General features: G+C 58.8%; 13 protein-coding genes. 2 read left to right on the forward strand and 11 right to left on the reverse strand.

What is annotated here, in order from left to right:
• Positions 1-3: 3 nt before the first annotated feature.
• The 8 genes from pabC to ACYZT5_RS16360 form a co-directional block, all read right to left on the reverse strand.
• Positions 4-819 carry an aminodeoxychorismate lyase gene (gene pabC, locus ACYZT5_RS16325; protein ID WP_462051987.1) on the reverse strand — a complete coding sequence of 272 codons (816 nt, stop codon included), beginning with the start codon at positions 817-819 and terminating at the stop codon, positions 4-6.
• Complete coding sequence (gene fabF / locus ACYZT5_RS16330; protein ID WP_282375707.1) at positions 819-2,063, reverse strand: beta-ketoacyl-ACP synthase II; 1,245 nt, start codon at positions 2,061-2,063, stop codon at positions 819-821. Before fabF ends, pabC begins: the two co-directional genes overlap by 1 nt.
• Before the next feature lie 108 nt (positions 2,064-2,171).
• Complete coding sequence (acpP, locus tag ACYZT5_RS16335) at positions 2,172-2,408, reverse strand: acyl carrier protein (RefSeq protein ID WP_003175607.1); 237 nt, start codon at positions 2,406-2,408, stop codon at positions 2,172-2,174.
• 191 nt (positions 2,409-2,599) lie between these two features.
• Positions 2,600-3,343 (reverse strand): 3-oxoacyl-ACP reductase FabG, encoded by a 744-nt coding sequence (fabG, locus tag ACYZT5_RS16340; protein WP_462051988.1) that lies wholly within the window; start codon positions 3,341-3,343, stop codon positions 2,600-2,602.
• 16 nt (positions 3,344-3,359) lie between these two features.
• Complete coding sequence (gene fabD, locus ACYZT5_RS16345) at positions 3,360-4,298, reverse strand: ACP S-malonyltransferase (RefSeq protein ID WP_462051989.1); 939 nt, start codon at positions 4,296-4,298, stop codon at positions 3,360-3,362.
• 126 nt (positions 4,299-4,424) lie between these two features.
• On the reverse strand, positions 4,425-5,435 hold the full coding sequence (gene plsX, locus ACYZT5_RS16350) for a phosphate acyltransferase PlsX (RefSeq protein WP_462051990.1): 1,011 nt from the start codon (positions 5,433-5,435) through the stop codon (positions 4,425-4,427).
• A 4-nt stretch (positions 5,436-5,439) separates the two neighbouring features.
• Entirely contained in the window at positions 5,440-5,622 is a 183-nt protein-coding gene (rpmF, locus tag ACYZT5_RS16355) for a 50S ribosomal protein L32 (protein WP_008152339.1), read from the reverse strand.
• Positions 5,623-5,635: 13 nt separating this feature from the next.
• Positions 5,636-6,163 carry a YceD family protein gene (locus ACYZT5_RS16360; protein ID WP_008152342.1) on the reverse strand — a complete coding sequence of 176 codons (528 nt, stop codon included), beginning with the start codon at positions 6,161-6,163 and terminating at the stop codon, positions 5,636-5,638.
• Positions 6,164-6,268: 105 nt separating this feature from the next.
• Here ACYZT5_RS16360 and ACYZT5_RS16365 point away from each other — a divergent pair, with 105 nt between their 5' ends.
• Positions 6,269-6,847, forward strand: coding sequence for a Maf family protein (locus tag ACYZT5_RS16365; RefSeq protein ID WP_462051991.1), 579 nt, complete (start codon positions 6,269-6,271; stop codon positions 6,845-6,847).
• A gap of 49 nt (positions 6,848-6,896) precedes the next feature.
• Here the strand turns inward: ACYZT5_RS16365 and ACYZT5_RS16370 are convergent, their stop codons facing one another.
• From ACYZT5_RS16370 to rluC, 3 genes are read right to left on the reverse strand one after another with little or no spacing between them, the layout of a single operon-like run.
• On the reverse strand, positions 6,897-7,886 hold the full coding sequence (locus ACYZT5_RS16370; protein ID WP_462051992.1) for a S49 family peptidase: 990 nt from the start codon (positions 7,884-7,886) through the stop codon (positions 6,897-6,899).
• A gap of 24 nt (positions 7,887-7,910) precedes the next feature.
• Complete coding sequence (locus tag ACYZT5_RS16375) at positions 7,911-8,573, reverse strand: HAD-IA family hydrolase (RefSeq protein ID WP_462051993.1); 663 nt, start codon at positions 8,571-8,573, stop codon at positions 7,911-7,913.
• Entirely contained in the window at positions 8,560-9,522 is a 963-nt protein-coding gene (gene rluC / locus ACYZT5_RS16380) for a 23S rRNA pseudouridine(955/2504/2580) synthase RluC (RefSeq protein WP_462051994.1), read from the reverse strand. Before rluC ends, ACYZT5_RS16375 begins: the two co-directional genes overlap by 14 nt.
• A 698-nt stretch (positions 9,523-10,220) precedes the next feature.
• On the opposite strand from rluC, the gene rne reads away from it, so the two are divergent.
• Positions 10,221-13,394 (forward strand): ribonuclease E, encoded by a 3,174-nt coding sequence (rne, locus tag ACYZT5_RS16385; RefSeq protein ID WP_462051995.1) that lies wholly within the window; start codon positions 10,221-10,223, stop codon positions 13,392-13,394.
• Positions 13,395-13,566 lie beyond the last annotated feature (172 nt).

Genomic DNA, 13,566 nt, shown 5'->3' on the forward strand with positions numbered 1-13,566 from the left:
GTATCAAGCATCCAGTAGCGCGCGGGCAATGGTTCGGAGTTTACGGGTGAGCGGACCAACCGGCCAGCTCAGTGCTGCATAGGCGCACACAGGCCAAACGCCATACACGCTGTTGCAGACAAAGACTTCATCAGCCCATTGCAGCTGATCGAGGGTGATGTCGGTGATTTGGGTGGGGATCCCCAATGACTCGGCTTGAAACAACAATTCGGCACGCATCACGCCGGCCACGCCACAGCGTTTGAGATCGGCCGTGATGAGTACACCATCGCGCACCAGGAACAGATTGCTGAACACGCCTTCAATGACACGCCCGGCCTGATCGAGCATCAAGCCTTCGGCATGATCGGTGTCTTGCCATTCGGAACGGGCGATGACCTGTTCAAGACGGTTCAGGTGTTTGAGTCCGGCGAGCAGAGGCTGTTTGGAAAGCCGCGTCGCACAGGGGAACAGGCGAACGCCCTGCTCCGCATTGGCAGCAGGATAAACCGCAGGAGGATTACCCAGCATAATGCGTCGCGCCTGAGCCGAAGGATCGGGCGCGTAACCGCGTGCGCTTTCGCCACGCGTGACGATGAGCTTTAGCACACCTTCGCCCAACGCTTGGGCATAGGTCAGTAACTCAGTGCACACCGCCGCATGGTCGAGATTAATTGCCAATCGCTGGCAACCTTTGACCAAACGCACCAGATGCCGATCCAGCAACACTGGCGTGCCGTTGCGCACAGCGATGGTCTCGAACAGACCATCACCATAAGCCAGGCCGCGATCCTTCAGCGACAAAGCGTCAGCCGGCTGACCGTCGACCCAGCTGTCCATCAGTCAGCAAACCGGCGGAACACCAGCGAGCCGTTGGTACCGCCAAACCCGAAGGAGTTGGACAGCACCACATCGATATTCATATTGCGCGCGGTATGCGGTACGAAATCGAGGTCGCAACCTTCGTCCGGCTCATCAAGGTTGATGGTCGGCGGCGCTACCTGACTGTTGATCGCCAGCACACTGAAGATCGCCTCGACCGCGCCCGCCGCACCCAACAGGTGACCGGTCATGGACTTGGTCGAACTGACCGCCAGCTTGTAAGCGTGATCGCCGAACACCGACTTGATCGCGCAGGCTTCGGCAAGGTCGCCCGCCGAAGTCGAGGTGCCGTGAGCGTTTACGTACTGAACCTGATCGCCATTGATCTTGGCATCGCGAAGCGCATTGGTGATGCAACGCGCAGCACCCGCACCATCAGCCGGTGGCGAAGTCATGTGGTAGGCATCGCCACTGGTGCCAAAGCCGATCAGCTCGGCGTAGATAGTCGCGCCGCGAGCCTTGGCGTGTTCCAGTTCTTCCAGAACCAGCGCACCGGCACCGTCGGACAGTACAAAGCCATCACGGCCCTTGTCCCATGGTCGGCTGGCGCGGGTCGGCTCGTCGTTGCGGGTCGACAGTGCGCGGGAGGCTCCGAAGCCGCCCATGCCCAGACCGCAAGCCGCCATCTCGGCGCCGCCGGCAATCATCACGTCGGCTTCGTCGTACATGATGTTGCGGGCCGCCATGCCAATGCAGTGCGTACCGGTGGTACACGCAGTGGCGATGGCGTAGTTAGGTCCCTGTGCACCCAGGTGGATGGACAGGAAACCGGAAATCATATTGATGATCGAGCCAGGCACGAAAAACGGAGAAATCCGTCGTGGGCCGGAATCATGCAGCGTGCGGCTGGTTTCTTCGATATTGGTCAGTCCGCCAATACCCGACCCCATGGCCACGCCGATGCGCTCACGGTTGGCGTCGGTGACTTCCAGACCTGCGTTACGAACTGCCTGAAAACCTGCTGCCAGACCGTATTGAATAAACAGGTCGAGCTTGCGAGCTTCCTTGACCGACAGGTATTCCTCGACATTGAAGCCCTTTACCGAGCCGCCAAAACGGGTGGAATAGGCAGAAAGGTCGGTGTGTTCGATCAGACCAATGCCACTGCGGCCAGCCAGAATGCCCTGCCAACTGCTCGGCACATCCGTACCCAGTGGCGACAACATACCCATACCGGTGACTACGACGCGTCTACGCGACACAGCACTCTCCTTTTTCAAATGACGACTTTGCATCAGGCCTAAAGAAAAAACCGCACGCCGTGATGGCAGTGCGGTTTTTCCATGACAGCAAGCAACGATTACAAACTATTACGCCTGATGGCTAGTAACGTAGTCGATTGCAGCTTGTACAGTAGTGATCTTCTCAGCTTCTTCGTCAGGGATTTCGGTCTCGAATTCCTCTTCCAGAGCCATCACCAGCTCAACGGTGTCAAGGGAGTCGGCACCCAGGTCTTCAACGAAGGAAGCAGTGTTGACCACTTCTTCTTCTTTAACGCCCAGTTGCTCAGCAACGATTTTCTTGACGCGCTCTTCGATGGTGCTCATACCTTGTTTTCACTCCTAATGGACAAATTCAGGCAGCTGGCCAGTGGGTAAGTGTATAGAAAGACTTTTCAGTTTTTCAACTGAAAGCTTCACTCCTCAAACCCAGCGGCCCTCTGCCTATAAATAGATTGCAGCTTTATAACGGATTTTAGACAGCTCGTATGACATTTTTTTGAAGCAACCCGTCACATTTAACTCATGTACATCCCGCCGTTCACCGGGATTGTAGCCCCAGTAACGTAAGCCGCACCGTCGGATGCAAGAAAAGCGACCACAGACGCGATCTCTTGAGCTTGTCCCAGACGGCCCAGCGGAATCTGCGTCTGCAAGGCTTCACGCTGTGCGTCAGGCAGTTCGCGGGTCATATCGGTGTCGATGAACCCAGGAGCCACCGAGTTTACCGTAATCGAACGCGAACCGACTTCACGCGCCAGTGAACGGCTGAAACCTTCCAGACCGGCCTTGGCGGCTGCGTAGTTTACTTGGCCTGCGTTGCCCATGGCACCCACAACCGAGCCAATACTGATAATTCGTCCCCAACGGGCTTTGGTCATGCCGCGCAAAACACCCTTGGACAGGCGGAACAGACTGTTCAGGTTGGTGTCGACGACGTCATGCCATTCGTCATCTTTCATGCGCATCATCAGATTATCGCGGGTGATACCGGCATTGTTGACCAGGATCGCCGGCGCACCGAACTGCGAAGTGATGCTAGCCAGCACCGCCGCGACAGATTCATTGCTGGTGACATTGAGTTCCAGACCAGTGCCTTGAATACCGTTTTCCTTCAGGGTAGCGGCAATGCGCTCGGCACCCGAGGCAGACGTCGCGGTGCCGATAACGATGGCGCCCTGACGACCCAATTCCAGGGCGATAGCCTGGCCGATACCGCGGCTCGCGCCGGTGACCAATGCAACTTTACCTTGCAGACTCATGCAGGCTTCTCCTGATTCAGGCCAGCGCTGCGCGAGCGGCAGCGAAGGCGTCGGGGGTATTGAGGTTGGATGTCGACACGCCTTCGGCGCAACGCTTGTTCAGACCCGCCAGCACTTTGCCAGGGCCGCATTCGACCAACTGGGTAGCACCCTTGGCGGCCAGTGCCTGAACCGACTCGACCCAGCGTACAGGCTTGTAAAGCTGCTCAAGCAGATCGCGCTTGAGTGTTTCCAGATCAGCCGGCACATTGGCGCTGACGTTCTGAACCACCGGGATCTGCGGCGTCTGCCAGTCGATCGCTGCGATCGACTCGGCGAAACGCTCGGCCGCCGGACGCATCAGCGCGCAATGGGACGGCACGCTGACCGGCAATGGCATGGCGCGCTTGGCACCACGGGCCTTGCAGCCTTCGATGGCGCGCTCGACCGCTGCCTTGGCACCGGCGATAACCACTTGGCCAGGGGAGTTGAAGTTGACCGCACTGACCACTTCGCCTTGCGCCGCTTCGGCGCAGGCTGCCAGCACATCAGCATCGTCCAGACCGAGAATGGCGGCCATGCCACCTTGCCCGGCCGGAACGGCTTCCTGCATCAGCTTGCCCCGGGATTCAACCAGCTTCACCGCGTCGCCCAGGCTCAGACTGCCTGCGGCGACCAAAGCGCTGTATTCGCCCAGGCTGTGACCAGCAACATAAGCCGGACGCGCGCCGCCTTCAGCCAGCCACAGACGCCACAAGGCAATCGAGGCGGTCAGAATGGCCGGCTGGGTTTTATCTGTTTGATTGAGTTGTTCTTCCGGCCCTTGCTGGGTCAGTGCCCACAGGTCGTAACCCAGAGCATCGGAAGCTTCTTTGAATGTTTCGAGGACAACTGGATGTTGCGCGCCTAACTCGGCCAGCATGCCGAGGGACTGCGAACCCTGTCCCGGAAAGACGAATGCGAGGGAAGCAGACATGTAACAAGCCCCTAATGATCTTGTCGTCGGAGAATTGACGTCCCGCTTGGAGGAACGCAAGAAACTGACAGTTGGATGGCAAATTGAACTGAGCGGTCACATTTAAGCATTGTCCGACGAAAACGCCTAAAGCAACAAATCCTCCAGACGACCATGAATGCGTTCCGGCAGGTTTTCCTGGATCTCGATCAAGGCGCGCTGAATCGCACTCTGGAAGCCCTGAACCCCCGCTGAACCATGACTTTTGACCACAATCCCCTGCAAACCAAGGAAACTTGCGCCGTTATGTCGCGCAGGCGCCAGATCGGCTTGCAAACGCTTCATCAGCGGTAATGCCAGCGCACCGACCACTTTCGACGCGAGATTTTTCTTGAACAAGGCTTCGATGCGCCCGGCAATCATAGTCGCCAGGCCTTCGCTGGACTTGAGCAGGATATTGCCGACAAAACCGTCACATACCACCACATCCGCCTCGCCACGGTATACACCGTCACCTTCGACAAAACCGATGTAATTGATGCCGCGAGCGCTCTGCAACAACGTGGCCGCCAGCTTGACCTGCTGATTACCCTTGATGTCTTCAGTACCGATGTTCAGCAGCGCCACGCGCGGACGAACGATACCCAGGGTTTCCGCCGCCACCGACCCCATCACCGCAAACTGCAACAGATGCTCGGCACTGCAATCGACATTGGCGCCCAGGTCGAGCAACTGGCAGTAACCCTTCTGCGTCGGAATCGCCGCAACCATCGCTGGCCGATCAATGCCTGGCAAGGTCTTGAGCACGAACCGCGACAACGCCATCAGCGCGCCGGTATTGCCGGCACTGACACAGGCCTGGACCTTGCCGTCTCGCAGTAACTCCAGGGCCACACGCATCGACGAATCGGGCTTGCCGCGCAAGGCCTGGGCAGGTTTTTCGTCCATGGTGATGACTTCGGACGCCGCCACAATCGACAGGCGCGAGCGATCCACAGCCGATTGGCCAGAGAGCAATTCTTCAAGAAGAGAGGGTTGACCGACGAGGGTCAGGTGCAGCGAGGGCGTAGCAGACAGACAAGCAAGGCTGGCCTGAACAATGCTGCGGGGACCGAAGTCCCCGCCCATTGCGTCAATCGCGATGACTTGAGCAGACAAGTGATTACTCGTCAGCGCCCTTGTCGATCACTTTACGGCCACGGTATACGCCTTCTGGCGATACGTGGTGACGCAGGTGAATTTCACCGGTGGTTTTTTCTACAGACAGAGTGCTTGCCGTCAGGGCGTCGTGCGAACGACGCATGTCACGGGCAGAGCGGGATTTTTTGTTCTGCTGAACAGCCATAATTGATTAACTCCTAAACGTTTGGGTCACGCTTTAACTGCGCCAATACACTGAACGGGTTGGACCGCGTTACCTCGTCCTCGCTCGGTTCGGGCTCATCGAGACCCGCCGGCTGCTGGCATTCTTCCGGATGATGAGCAGGCACAATGGGCAAGGCGAGCAGAAGCTCCTCCTCGATCAGTGACTGCAGATCCAAAGGATCTTCGCCCAGTTCCAGCACGTCATAACCTTTCGGCAACGACTGGGTATTCGCACCCTCCTTCACCACAGCATAACTGCATTCGCTATGGATCGGCAGGGTGACCAGCTCAAGACAACGCTGGCAAACCATTTTGACTTCGGTGTCGATAAAGCTGTGGATTACCACAGACTTACGTTCATCTCGTTCAAAAACGAATTTAGCCTGCACCGTACCGACAGTATCGGAAAGCGGGTCGCAGAGTCTCTCCAAATCGGCCAGCAGCATTTCACCTTGAAGGGTGGTGCCACGATCAGCCAATTTGCGCGGGTCAACGTGAGGTGGAATCGGGTCATTCAACATAGGCGCAGCATTATAGGGATGCCCCCGGCCATGTCAAAGGAAATTCAGCCCTGTCCGTCACTTGGAAGCCTCGCTAGAATTCGCGCCTGTCTTCTGGAGATGCGCATGCTGCCTTTATTACTCGCTTCAAGCTCGGTTTATCGCCGGGAATTGCTGGCCCGCTTGCAGCTGCCGTTTACCTGCAGCTCGCCGGATATCGACGAAAGCCATCGCCCGGACGAGTCCGCCATTGCGCTGGTCAAGCGCCTCTCCGAGGAAAAAGCACGCGCATTGGCCGACATCCACCCCGCTCATCTGATCATCGGCTCCGACCAGGTCGCGGTACTCGGCGACCGGATCATCGGCAAACCGCACACCTTCGAAAAGGCCCGCGAGCAGCTGCTGGCTGCCAGTGGCATCAGCGTGACCTTCCTCACCGGCCTCGCACTGCTTAACAGCCAGACCGGCGCCTGCCAGGTCGACTGCGTGCCCTTCACCGTACACATGCGCACACTCGACCCATCGCGCATCGAACGCTACCTGCACGCCGAACAGCCCTACGACTGCGCTGGCAGCTTCAAAGCCGAAGGTTTAGGGGTGAGCCTGTTTCAAAGCACCGAAGGCCCTGACGCCACCAGCCTGATAGGCCTGCCATTGATTCGCCTGGTCGACATGCTGCTCGCAGAAGGCGTGCAGATACCTTAAAGGTCAAAAAAAAACCGGCAAAAGCCGGTTTTTTTATGTGACAGGAGAATCAGCGCAACGAAGGCCCCTGGAAGCCCATCCACATCGCCAGATGCTCAGCCACGCTGGCACCAAGCTTCTTCGAGAAGCGATCAAACGGCGATTCCTGAACGGTAAAGTCCACCAGTTCTTTCTCGCCAATCACATCACGCGCCACCGAGCTGGCATTCCCCAGACCATCGATCAGGCCCAGCGGCAACGCCTGCTCCCCGTTCCAGACCAACCCGGAGAACAGCTCCGGATGCTCTTTGTCCTTGAGACGGTCGCCACGGCCCTTTTTCACGCTATTGATGAACTGCTGGTGTGTCGTATCCAGCACGCCCTGCCAGAACTGAGTCTCTTCAGGCTTCTGAGGCTGGAACGGATCGAGGAACGATTTGTGCTCGCCCGACGTGTACGTCCGACGCTCGACGCCGAGCTTCTCCATGGTGCCGACAAAGCCGTAACCGGCCGCCGTCACACCAATGGAACCGACCAGACTCGCCTTGTCGGCATAAATCTGATCGGCCGCGCTGGCGATGTAATAAGCACCGGAAGCCCCAAGGTCCGAGATCACCGCGTACACCTTGGTATCCGGGTGCAAGCCGCGCAGACGGACAATTTCGTCATACACATAACCCGACTGCACCGGACTGCCGCCCGGGCTGTTGATCCGCAGGATCACACCCTTGACCTTCTCGTCCTCGAAAGCCGCACGCAGACTGCCGACGATGTTGTCAGCGCTGGCAGGCTCCTTGTCGGCGATCATGCCGGTCACGTCGATCAGCGCGGTGTAATTGGCACTGCGAGTGGCGGCTTTTTCCATGTCCATCAGCGGCGTGAACAGGACCAGCGCACCCAACAGGTACACAAAGGTCAGCAATTTGAAGAAAATCCCCCAGCGACGGGACCGGCGCTGCTCCTGCACACTGGCCAGCAGGGTCTTTTCCAGCAGCTTCCAGCTTTTCTCGTCACCGCTCTCTGCGCTCGCCTTGGCGGGCGCTTTCCATTCGTCGGTCATGACTTCTACCCCAGCAAAAACGTATTAAGCCCGCTGACTCAGCCAGGCATGCAATTCTGAAAAACGATCAATGGCCAGTCGCGGCTCGAACAGCCTCAACGCCTCGATCGATTGAGCGCCATAGCTGACTGCCACGGAGTCCATGCCGGCATTGCGCGCCATCTGCAGGTCGAAGGACGAATCGCCCACCATCAGCGCCTGCTCAGGGCGAACCTCGCAGTGAGCGAGGATCTGCTCAAGCATCAGCGGATGGGGTTTGCTGGCGGTCTCGTCGGCCGCACGGGTGATATCGAAATAATCCTCCCAGCCATGCGCCTTCAGCACCCGGTCCAGCCCGCGACGAGCCTTTCCGGTTGCGACCGCCAAGTGATAACCATCGGCACGAAACGCCTCCATCGACTCGACAACGCCTTCGAACAACGGCGAAGGCACGGCTTCTGACGCAATGTAGTGATCGGCGTAGTGCTCGCGAAAGGCGATCAGCTCGGCATCGCCAATGTCCGGATACAAGGTACGAATCGCTTCCGGCAAGCCCAGACCGATGATGCCCTTGACGGCAAAATCATCGCGCAACTGAAATCCGGACCGCTCGGACGCGACATGCATGGCCTCGACAATCCGACCAATGGAATCAGCCAGTGTGCCGTCCCAGTCGAAAATCAGCAGTTTGTAATCAGATGGGTGCACTCAGGCGCTCCACGGTTTTGGCCCACATCTCATCCACGGGCGCCTGCAATTTCAGCTCACCACCATCGGGCAGCGGCACGGTCAGCATGTAGGCATGCAGGAACAGGCGCTTGCCGCCCAGGTCACGAATTTCTTTGCTGAAACCTTCATCGCCGTACTTGGCATCGCCAGCGATGCAATGCCCGGCGTGCAGAGTATGGACGCGGATCTGGTGAGTCCGACCAGTGATCGGTTTGGCTTCGATCAGGGTGGCAAAATCGCCGAAGCGGCGCAGGACCTTGAACACGGTCACAGACTCCTTCCCCTCCTCCTCGTCGACCTCGACCATGCGCTCGCCGGAGCGCAGATTGCTCTTGCCGAGCGACGCACGAACTTGCTTGATCGAGGCCGCCCAGTTACCGCGGACCAGCGCCATATAGCGCTTATCGACGCCATCGCCGCGCAATGCCGTGTGCAAGTGACGCAGCATGCTGCGCTTCTTGGCGATCATCAACAGACCGGAGGTATCACGGTCGAGACGGTGAACCAGTTCGAGCTCCTTGCAATCGGGACGCAACTGACGAAAGGCTTCGATCACGCCGTAAGTCAAGCCGCTGCCACCGTGAACCGCGATGCCGCAAGGCTTGTTGATCACGATCAGCGCCTTGTCCTCGAAGACAATCGAGGCTTCGAGGCGTTGCAGCAAACCTTGGGCCAGTGGCACAGGTTCGTCTCGCTCAGGCACGCGAACCGGCGGCACGCGCACGATATCGCCCGCCTGCAGCTTGTATTCGGGCTTGATCCGACCTTTGTTAACCCGCACTTCGCCCTTGCGCAAAATGCGGTAAATCAAGGTCTTGGGCACGCCTTTGAGCCGAGCGAGAAGGAAGTTATCAATACGTTGGCCGGCATATTCCGGCGAGACCTCCAGCAGTTGTACGGCTGGGGTCGAAGGGGCAGTAGTCGTCATGGCGCGGATGATAACAATTTTTATGGAATTGAAGCACTTAATCATTGCTGCTATAGTCGCGAACGCCGCCAAAAGTGGCCTGGACAGCGGACTAACGGTCAAAAACCGGCCCTGACCACGCAATTCACGAGGACGAGAGGCCGTCCTACGGGGCTTTCGCTACGAAACGGTAGAGTTTGCAGTTGTAACGAGCGCAGGTGACATGAGGCCTGAAGCATGCCGCAAAGCAGAGTTTTCACTCGCCTTGCGAGCAAATATTCACGGCCAGTTCACAAAGTGCAGTCAGCTACGAACAACCCCGAGCGAACGCTTCGGAAACAACGCCTAAATTAGCCATGATGCGTGACCTCCCCTTTCGGAGCTCACGGTAAATGCCAACCCGCTGCGGATTCTGCGCGCGGCAGCACCCGAATTTTCAGGGATACGTGTAGGGTGGAGATGCACAACCGCTGGACTGTGTAGCAATAGGCTTTATCAAGACGCTTCATCTCGTCCACAGCCGCTGGTTGATTCCTCCTCCTGACTGAGTGCTTAAGTAGCCACAGCAAGCAGGACGCGTACGTCGCGACACCGGCCCAATTGGTCGGGGTTCGCTAGACACTGGAGTGTCCAACCACTCCTGACGCACCTGACACCGACCATGAGAAGTCGTGTGTGCCGAACGCCGTTTCCGGCAGCCCGGAAACCGACGGTACTACATGAAAAGAATGCTGATTAACGCAACCCAACCCGAAGAGTTGCGTGTTGCACTGGTAGATGGCCAACGCCTCTACGACCTGGACATTGAATCCGGTGCACGCGAGCAGAAAAAGGCCAACATCTATAAAGGCCGGATTACTCGCATCGAACCAAGCCTTGAGGCTGCCTTTGTCGATTTCGGCTCTGAGCGCCACGGCTTCCTGCCCCTCAAAGAAATCTCTCGCGAATACTTCAAGAAAGCCCCCGAAGGCCGCGTCAACATCAAGGACGTCCTGAGCGAAGGCCAGGAAGTTATCGTTCAGGTCGAGAAAGAAGAACGTGGCAACAAGGGCGCCGCCCTGACCACTTTCATCAGCCTGGCCGGTCGTTACCTGGTGCTGATGCCGAACAACCCGCGTGCCGGCGGTATCTCCCGTCGTATCGAAGGTGAAGAGCGCAATGAACTGCGTGAAGCCCTGAACGGACTGGTTGCGCCAGCCGACATGGGTCTGATCGTTCGCACTGCCGGCCTGGGCCGCAGTAGCGAAGAAATGCAGTGGGACCTCGATTACCTGCTGCAACTCTGGACCGCCATCAAAGAAGCCTCGCTGGATCGCTCCGCGCCGTTCCTGATCTACCAGGAAAGCAACGTGATCATCCGCGCCATCCGCGATTACCTGCGCCAGGACATCGGCGAAGTGCTGATCGACAGCGTTGAAGCCCAGGACGAAGCCCTGACCTTCATCCGCCAGGTGATGCCGCAGTACGCCAGCAAGATCAAGCTGTATGAAGACAGCGTTCCGCTGTTCAACCGTTTCCAGATCGAAAGCCAGATCGAGACCGCCTTCCAGCGCGTCGTTGAACTGCCTTCCGGTGGCTCTATCGTTATCGATCCGACCGAAGCCCTGGTGTCCATCGACATCAACTCGGCGCGCGCCACCAAAGGCAGCGACATCGAAGAAACCGCCCTGCAGACCAACCTTGAAGCCGCCGAAGAAATCGCCCGTCAGTTGCGCTTGCGCGACATCGGCGGCCTGATCGTCATCGACTTCATCGACATGACCCCTGCCAAGAACCAGCGCGCCGTGGAAGAGAAAGTCCGCGAATGCCTGGAAGCCGACCGCGCTCGCGTGCAAGTCGGTCGCATCTCGCGCTTCGGCCTGCTGGAAATGTCCCGTCAGCGCCTGCGTCCATCGCTGGGCGAAAGCAGCGGCATCGTGTGCCCGCGTTGCAACGGCACCGGCATCATCCGTGATGTTGAATCGCTGTCGCTGGCGATCCTGCGCCTGATCGAAGAAGAAGCCCTGAAAGACCGCACCGCCGAAGTTCGCGCCCAAGTGCCGATCCCGGTGGCTGCGTTCCTGCTCAACGAAAAACGCAACTCGATCACCAAGATCGAACTGCGCACCCGTGCCCGCATCGTCATTCTGCCGAACGATCACCTCGAAACACCGCACTTCGAAGTTCAGCGTCTGCGTGATGACAGCCCGGAAGCCAGCATCAATCAGTCCAGCTACGAAATCGCTGCTGCCGCTGCCGAGGTCGAAGAAGTCCAGCCTGCCGCTGCAACCCGCACCCTGGTTCGCCAGGAAGCCGCGGTCAAGACTGCACCGGCCCGCGCCAACGCTCCGGTTCCGACCGAAGTCGTCGCCGCACCTGTTGCAGCACCGGTCGCCGTGCCAGAACCAAGCCTGTTCAAAGGCCTGGTGAAGTCGCTGGTCAGCCTGTTTGCGACCAAGGAAGAGCCTGCCGCTCCGGCTGTGGTTGAAAAACCAGCGACCACTGAGCGTCCGGCCCGCAATGAAGAGCGTCGCAACGGTCGTCAGCAGAGCCGCAACCGTAACGGTCGCCGCGATGAAGAACGCAAGCCTCGTGAGGAACGTGCACCGCGTGAAGAACGCGCACCACGTGAACCACGCGAAGCCCGCGAAGAAACTCCAGCAGTAGTAGCCCGCGAAGAACGCGCTCCACGTGCCCCTCGTGAGGAACGTGCACCGCGCGCTCCTCGCGAAGATCGCAAGCCACGTGGCGATCGTGAAGAGCGTCCGGTTCGTGAACTGCGTGAGCCTCTGGATGTCGCTCCGACCGCTGCTGCTACCGCTGAAGAGCGTCCAGCTCGCCAGCCACGCGAAGAACGTGCTCCACGCCCACCGCGTGAAGAACGTCAGCCACGTGCCGAACAAGCCGTTGCCGCAGTCGCTGAAGAAGAGCTGACCACCAACGAAGAGCAACTGCAGGAAGACGGTCAGGACAACGCCGAAGGCGATCGTCCACGCCGCCGCTCCCGTGGCCAGCGTCGTCGCAGCAACCGTCGTGAGCGTCAGCGCGATGCCAACGGCAATGTGATCGAAGGTTCGGAAGAATCCGAATCCGCCGAAGGTAACGAAGCTGCCGACACCAACGAAGCGCCAAGCGCTGCCGATCTGGCCGCCGGCCTGGCTGTTACCGCAGCCGTTGCCAGCACCGTGATCAGCGCTCCAGCCGAAGCACAGGCTAACGAGCAAGCCGAACGCGCTACTGCTACCACCCTGGAAACTGCTCCAGTGGAAGCGCCAGTGGTTGAAGCAACGACTCCGGTCGAAGCCACCGCCGCTCCGGAAATCGAAGTGGCCCCGGTTCGTGAAGCACAGCCTGTATTTGAAGCTGCCGCTGAGCCAGTGGTTGCCGCAGAACCGGTTGTCGAAACATCAACCGAAACAGTGACCGAAGCTGTCCGTGAAGTTCGCGAAGAGCAAACCGCATTCAACTGGGTTGCCGAGCCAACCGCCGCCGAAGCGCCAGAAGCCGAGGCCATGGTTTCCGAGCCAGTGGTTGCTGCTGCCGAGCCTGCTCCGGTAGTTGAAGCGCCGGTTGTTGCCGAAGTGGCTGCACCGGAAGTCGAAGCCGCCCCTGTCAGCGCCCTGACGCCAAGCGGCCGTGCGCCGAACGACCCACGTGAAGTGCGTCGCCGCAAGCGTGAAGAAGAGCGTCTGCAGAAGGAAGCCGAACTGGCTGCCGCTGCTGCTCCGGCGGCTGTCGAACCAGCACCGGTTGTCGCTGAAGTCGTCGAGGCAGCACCTGCCCCGGCTGCTGAAGTCGCTGCTGCCGAACCCGCTGCATCGGTGATCGAAGAAGCGCCGCGCTCCGTTCAGGACGCGGTAGAGCAACACGAGCAAGCCCTGGAAAAAGAACACGAGCCTAAACCTCTCGTCTGATTCCATCGGCCATTAAAAAGCCCCGCCTGGTGATCCAGGCGGGGCTTTTTTTATTTCGTCTGAAAGACCGAGTCGCCTGCATTCGCGAGCAGGCTCGCTCCCACAGGGTTCGGCGGTGATTACAAAATAGTGATAACACCGCAGATACAATGTGGGAGCGAGCCTGCTCGCG

The organism is Pseudomonas sp. LB3P14 (genome assembly GCF_054898045.1).

Excerpts from the sequence above, each read along its gene's own strand:
- rpmF (WP_008152339.1), bottom strand. The coding sequence starts at position 5,622 with ATGGCTGTTCAGCAGAACAAAAAATCCCGCTCTGCCCGTGACATGCGT.
- fabD (WP_462051989.1), bottom strand. The coding sequence starts at position 4,298 with ATGTCTGCTTCCCTCGCATTCGTCTTTCCGGGACAGGGTTCGCAGTCC.
- fabG (WP_462051988.1), bottom strand. The coding sequence starts at position 3,343 with ATGAGTCTGCAAGGTAAAGTTGCATTGGTCACCGGCGCGAGCCGCGGT.
- pabC (WP_462051987.1), bottom strand. The coding sequence starts at position 819 with ATGGACAGCTGGGTCGACGGTCAGCCGGCTGACGCTTTGTCGCTGAAG.
- rluC (WP_462051994.1), bottom strand. The coding sequence starts at position 9,522 with ATGACGACTACTGCCCCTTCGACCCCAGCCGTACAACTGCTGGAGGTC.
- ACYZT5_RS16370 (WP_462051992.1), bottom strand. The coding sequence starts at position 7,886 with ATGACCGACGAATGGAAAGCGCCCGCCAAGGCGAGCGCAGAGAGCGGT.
- ACYZT5_RS16360 (WP_008152342.1), bottom strand. The coding sequence starts at position 6,163 with ATGTTGAATGACCCGATTCCACCTCACGTTGACCCGCGCAAATTGGCT.
- rne (WP_462051995.1), top strand. The coding sequence starts at position 10,221 with ATGAAAAGAATGCTGATTAACGCAACCCAACCCGAAGAGTTGCGTGTT.
- ACYZT5_RS16365 (WP_462051991.1), top strand. The coding sequence starts at position 6,269 with ATGCTGCCTTTATTACTCGCTTCAAGCTCGGTTTATCGCCGGGAATTG.
- acpP (WP_003175607.1), bottom strand. The coding sequence starts at position 2,408 with ATGAGCACCATCGAAGAGCGCGTCAAGAAAATCGTTGCTGAGCAACTG.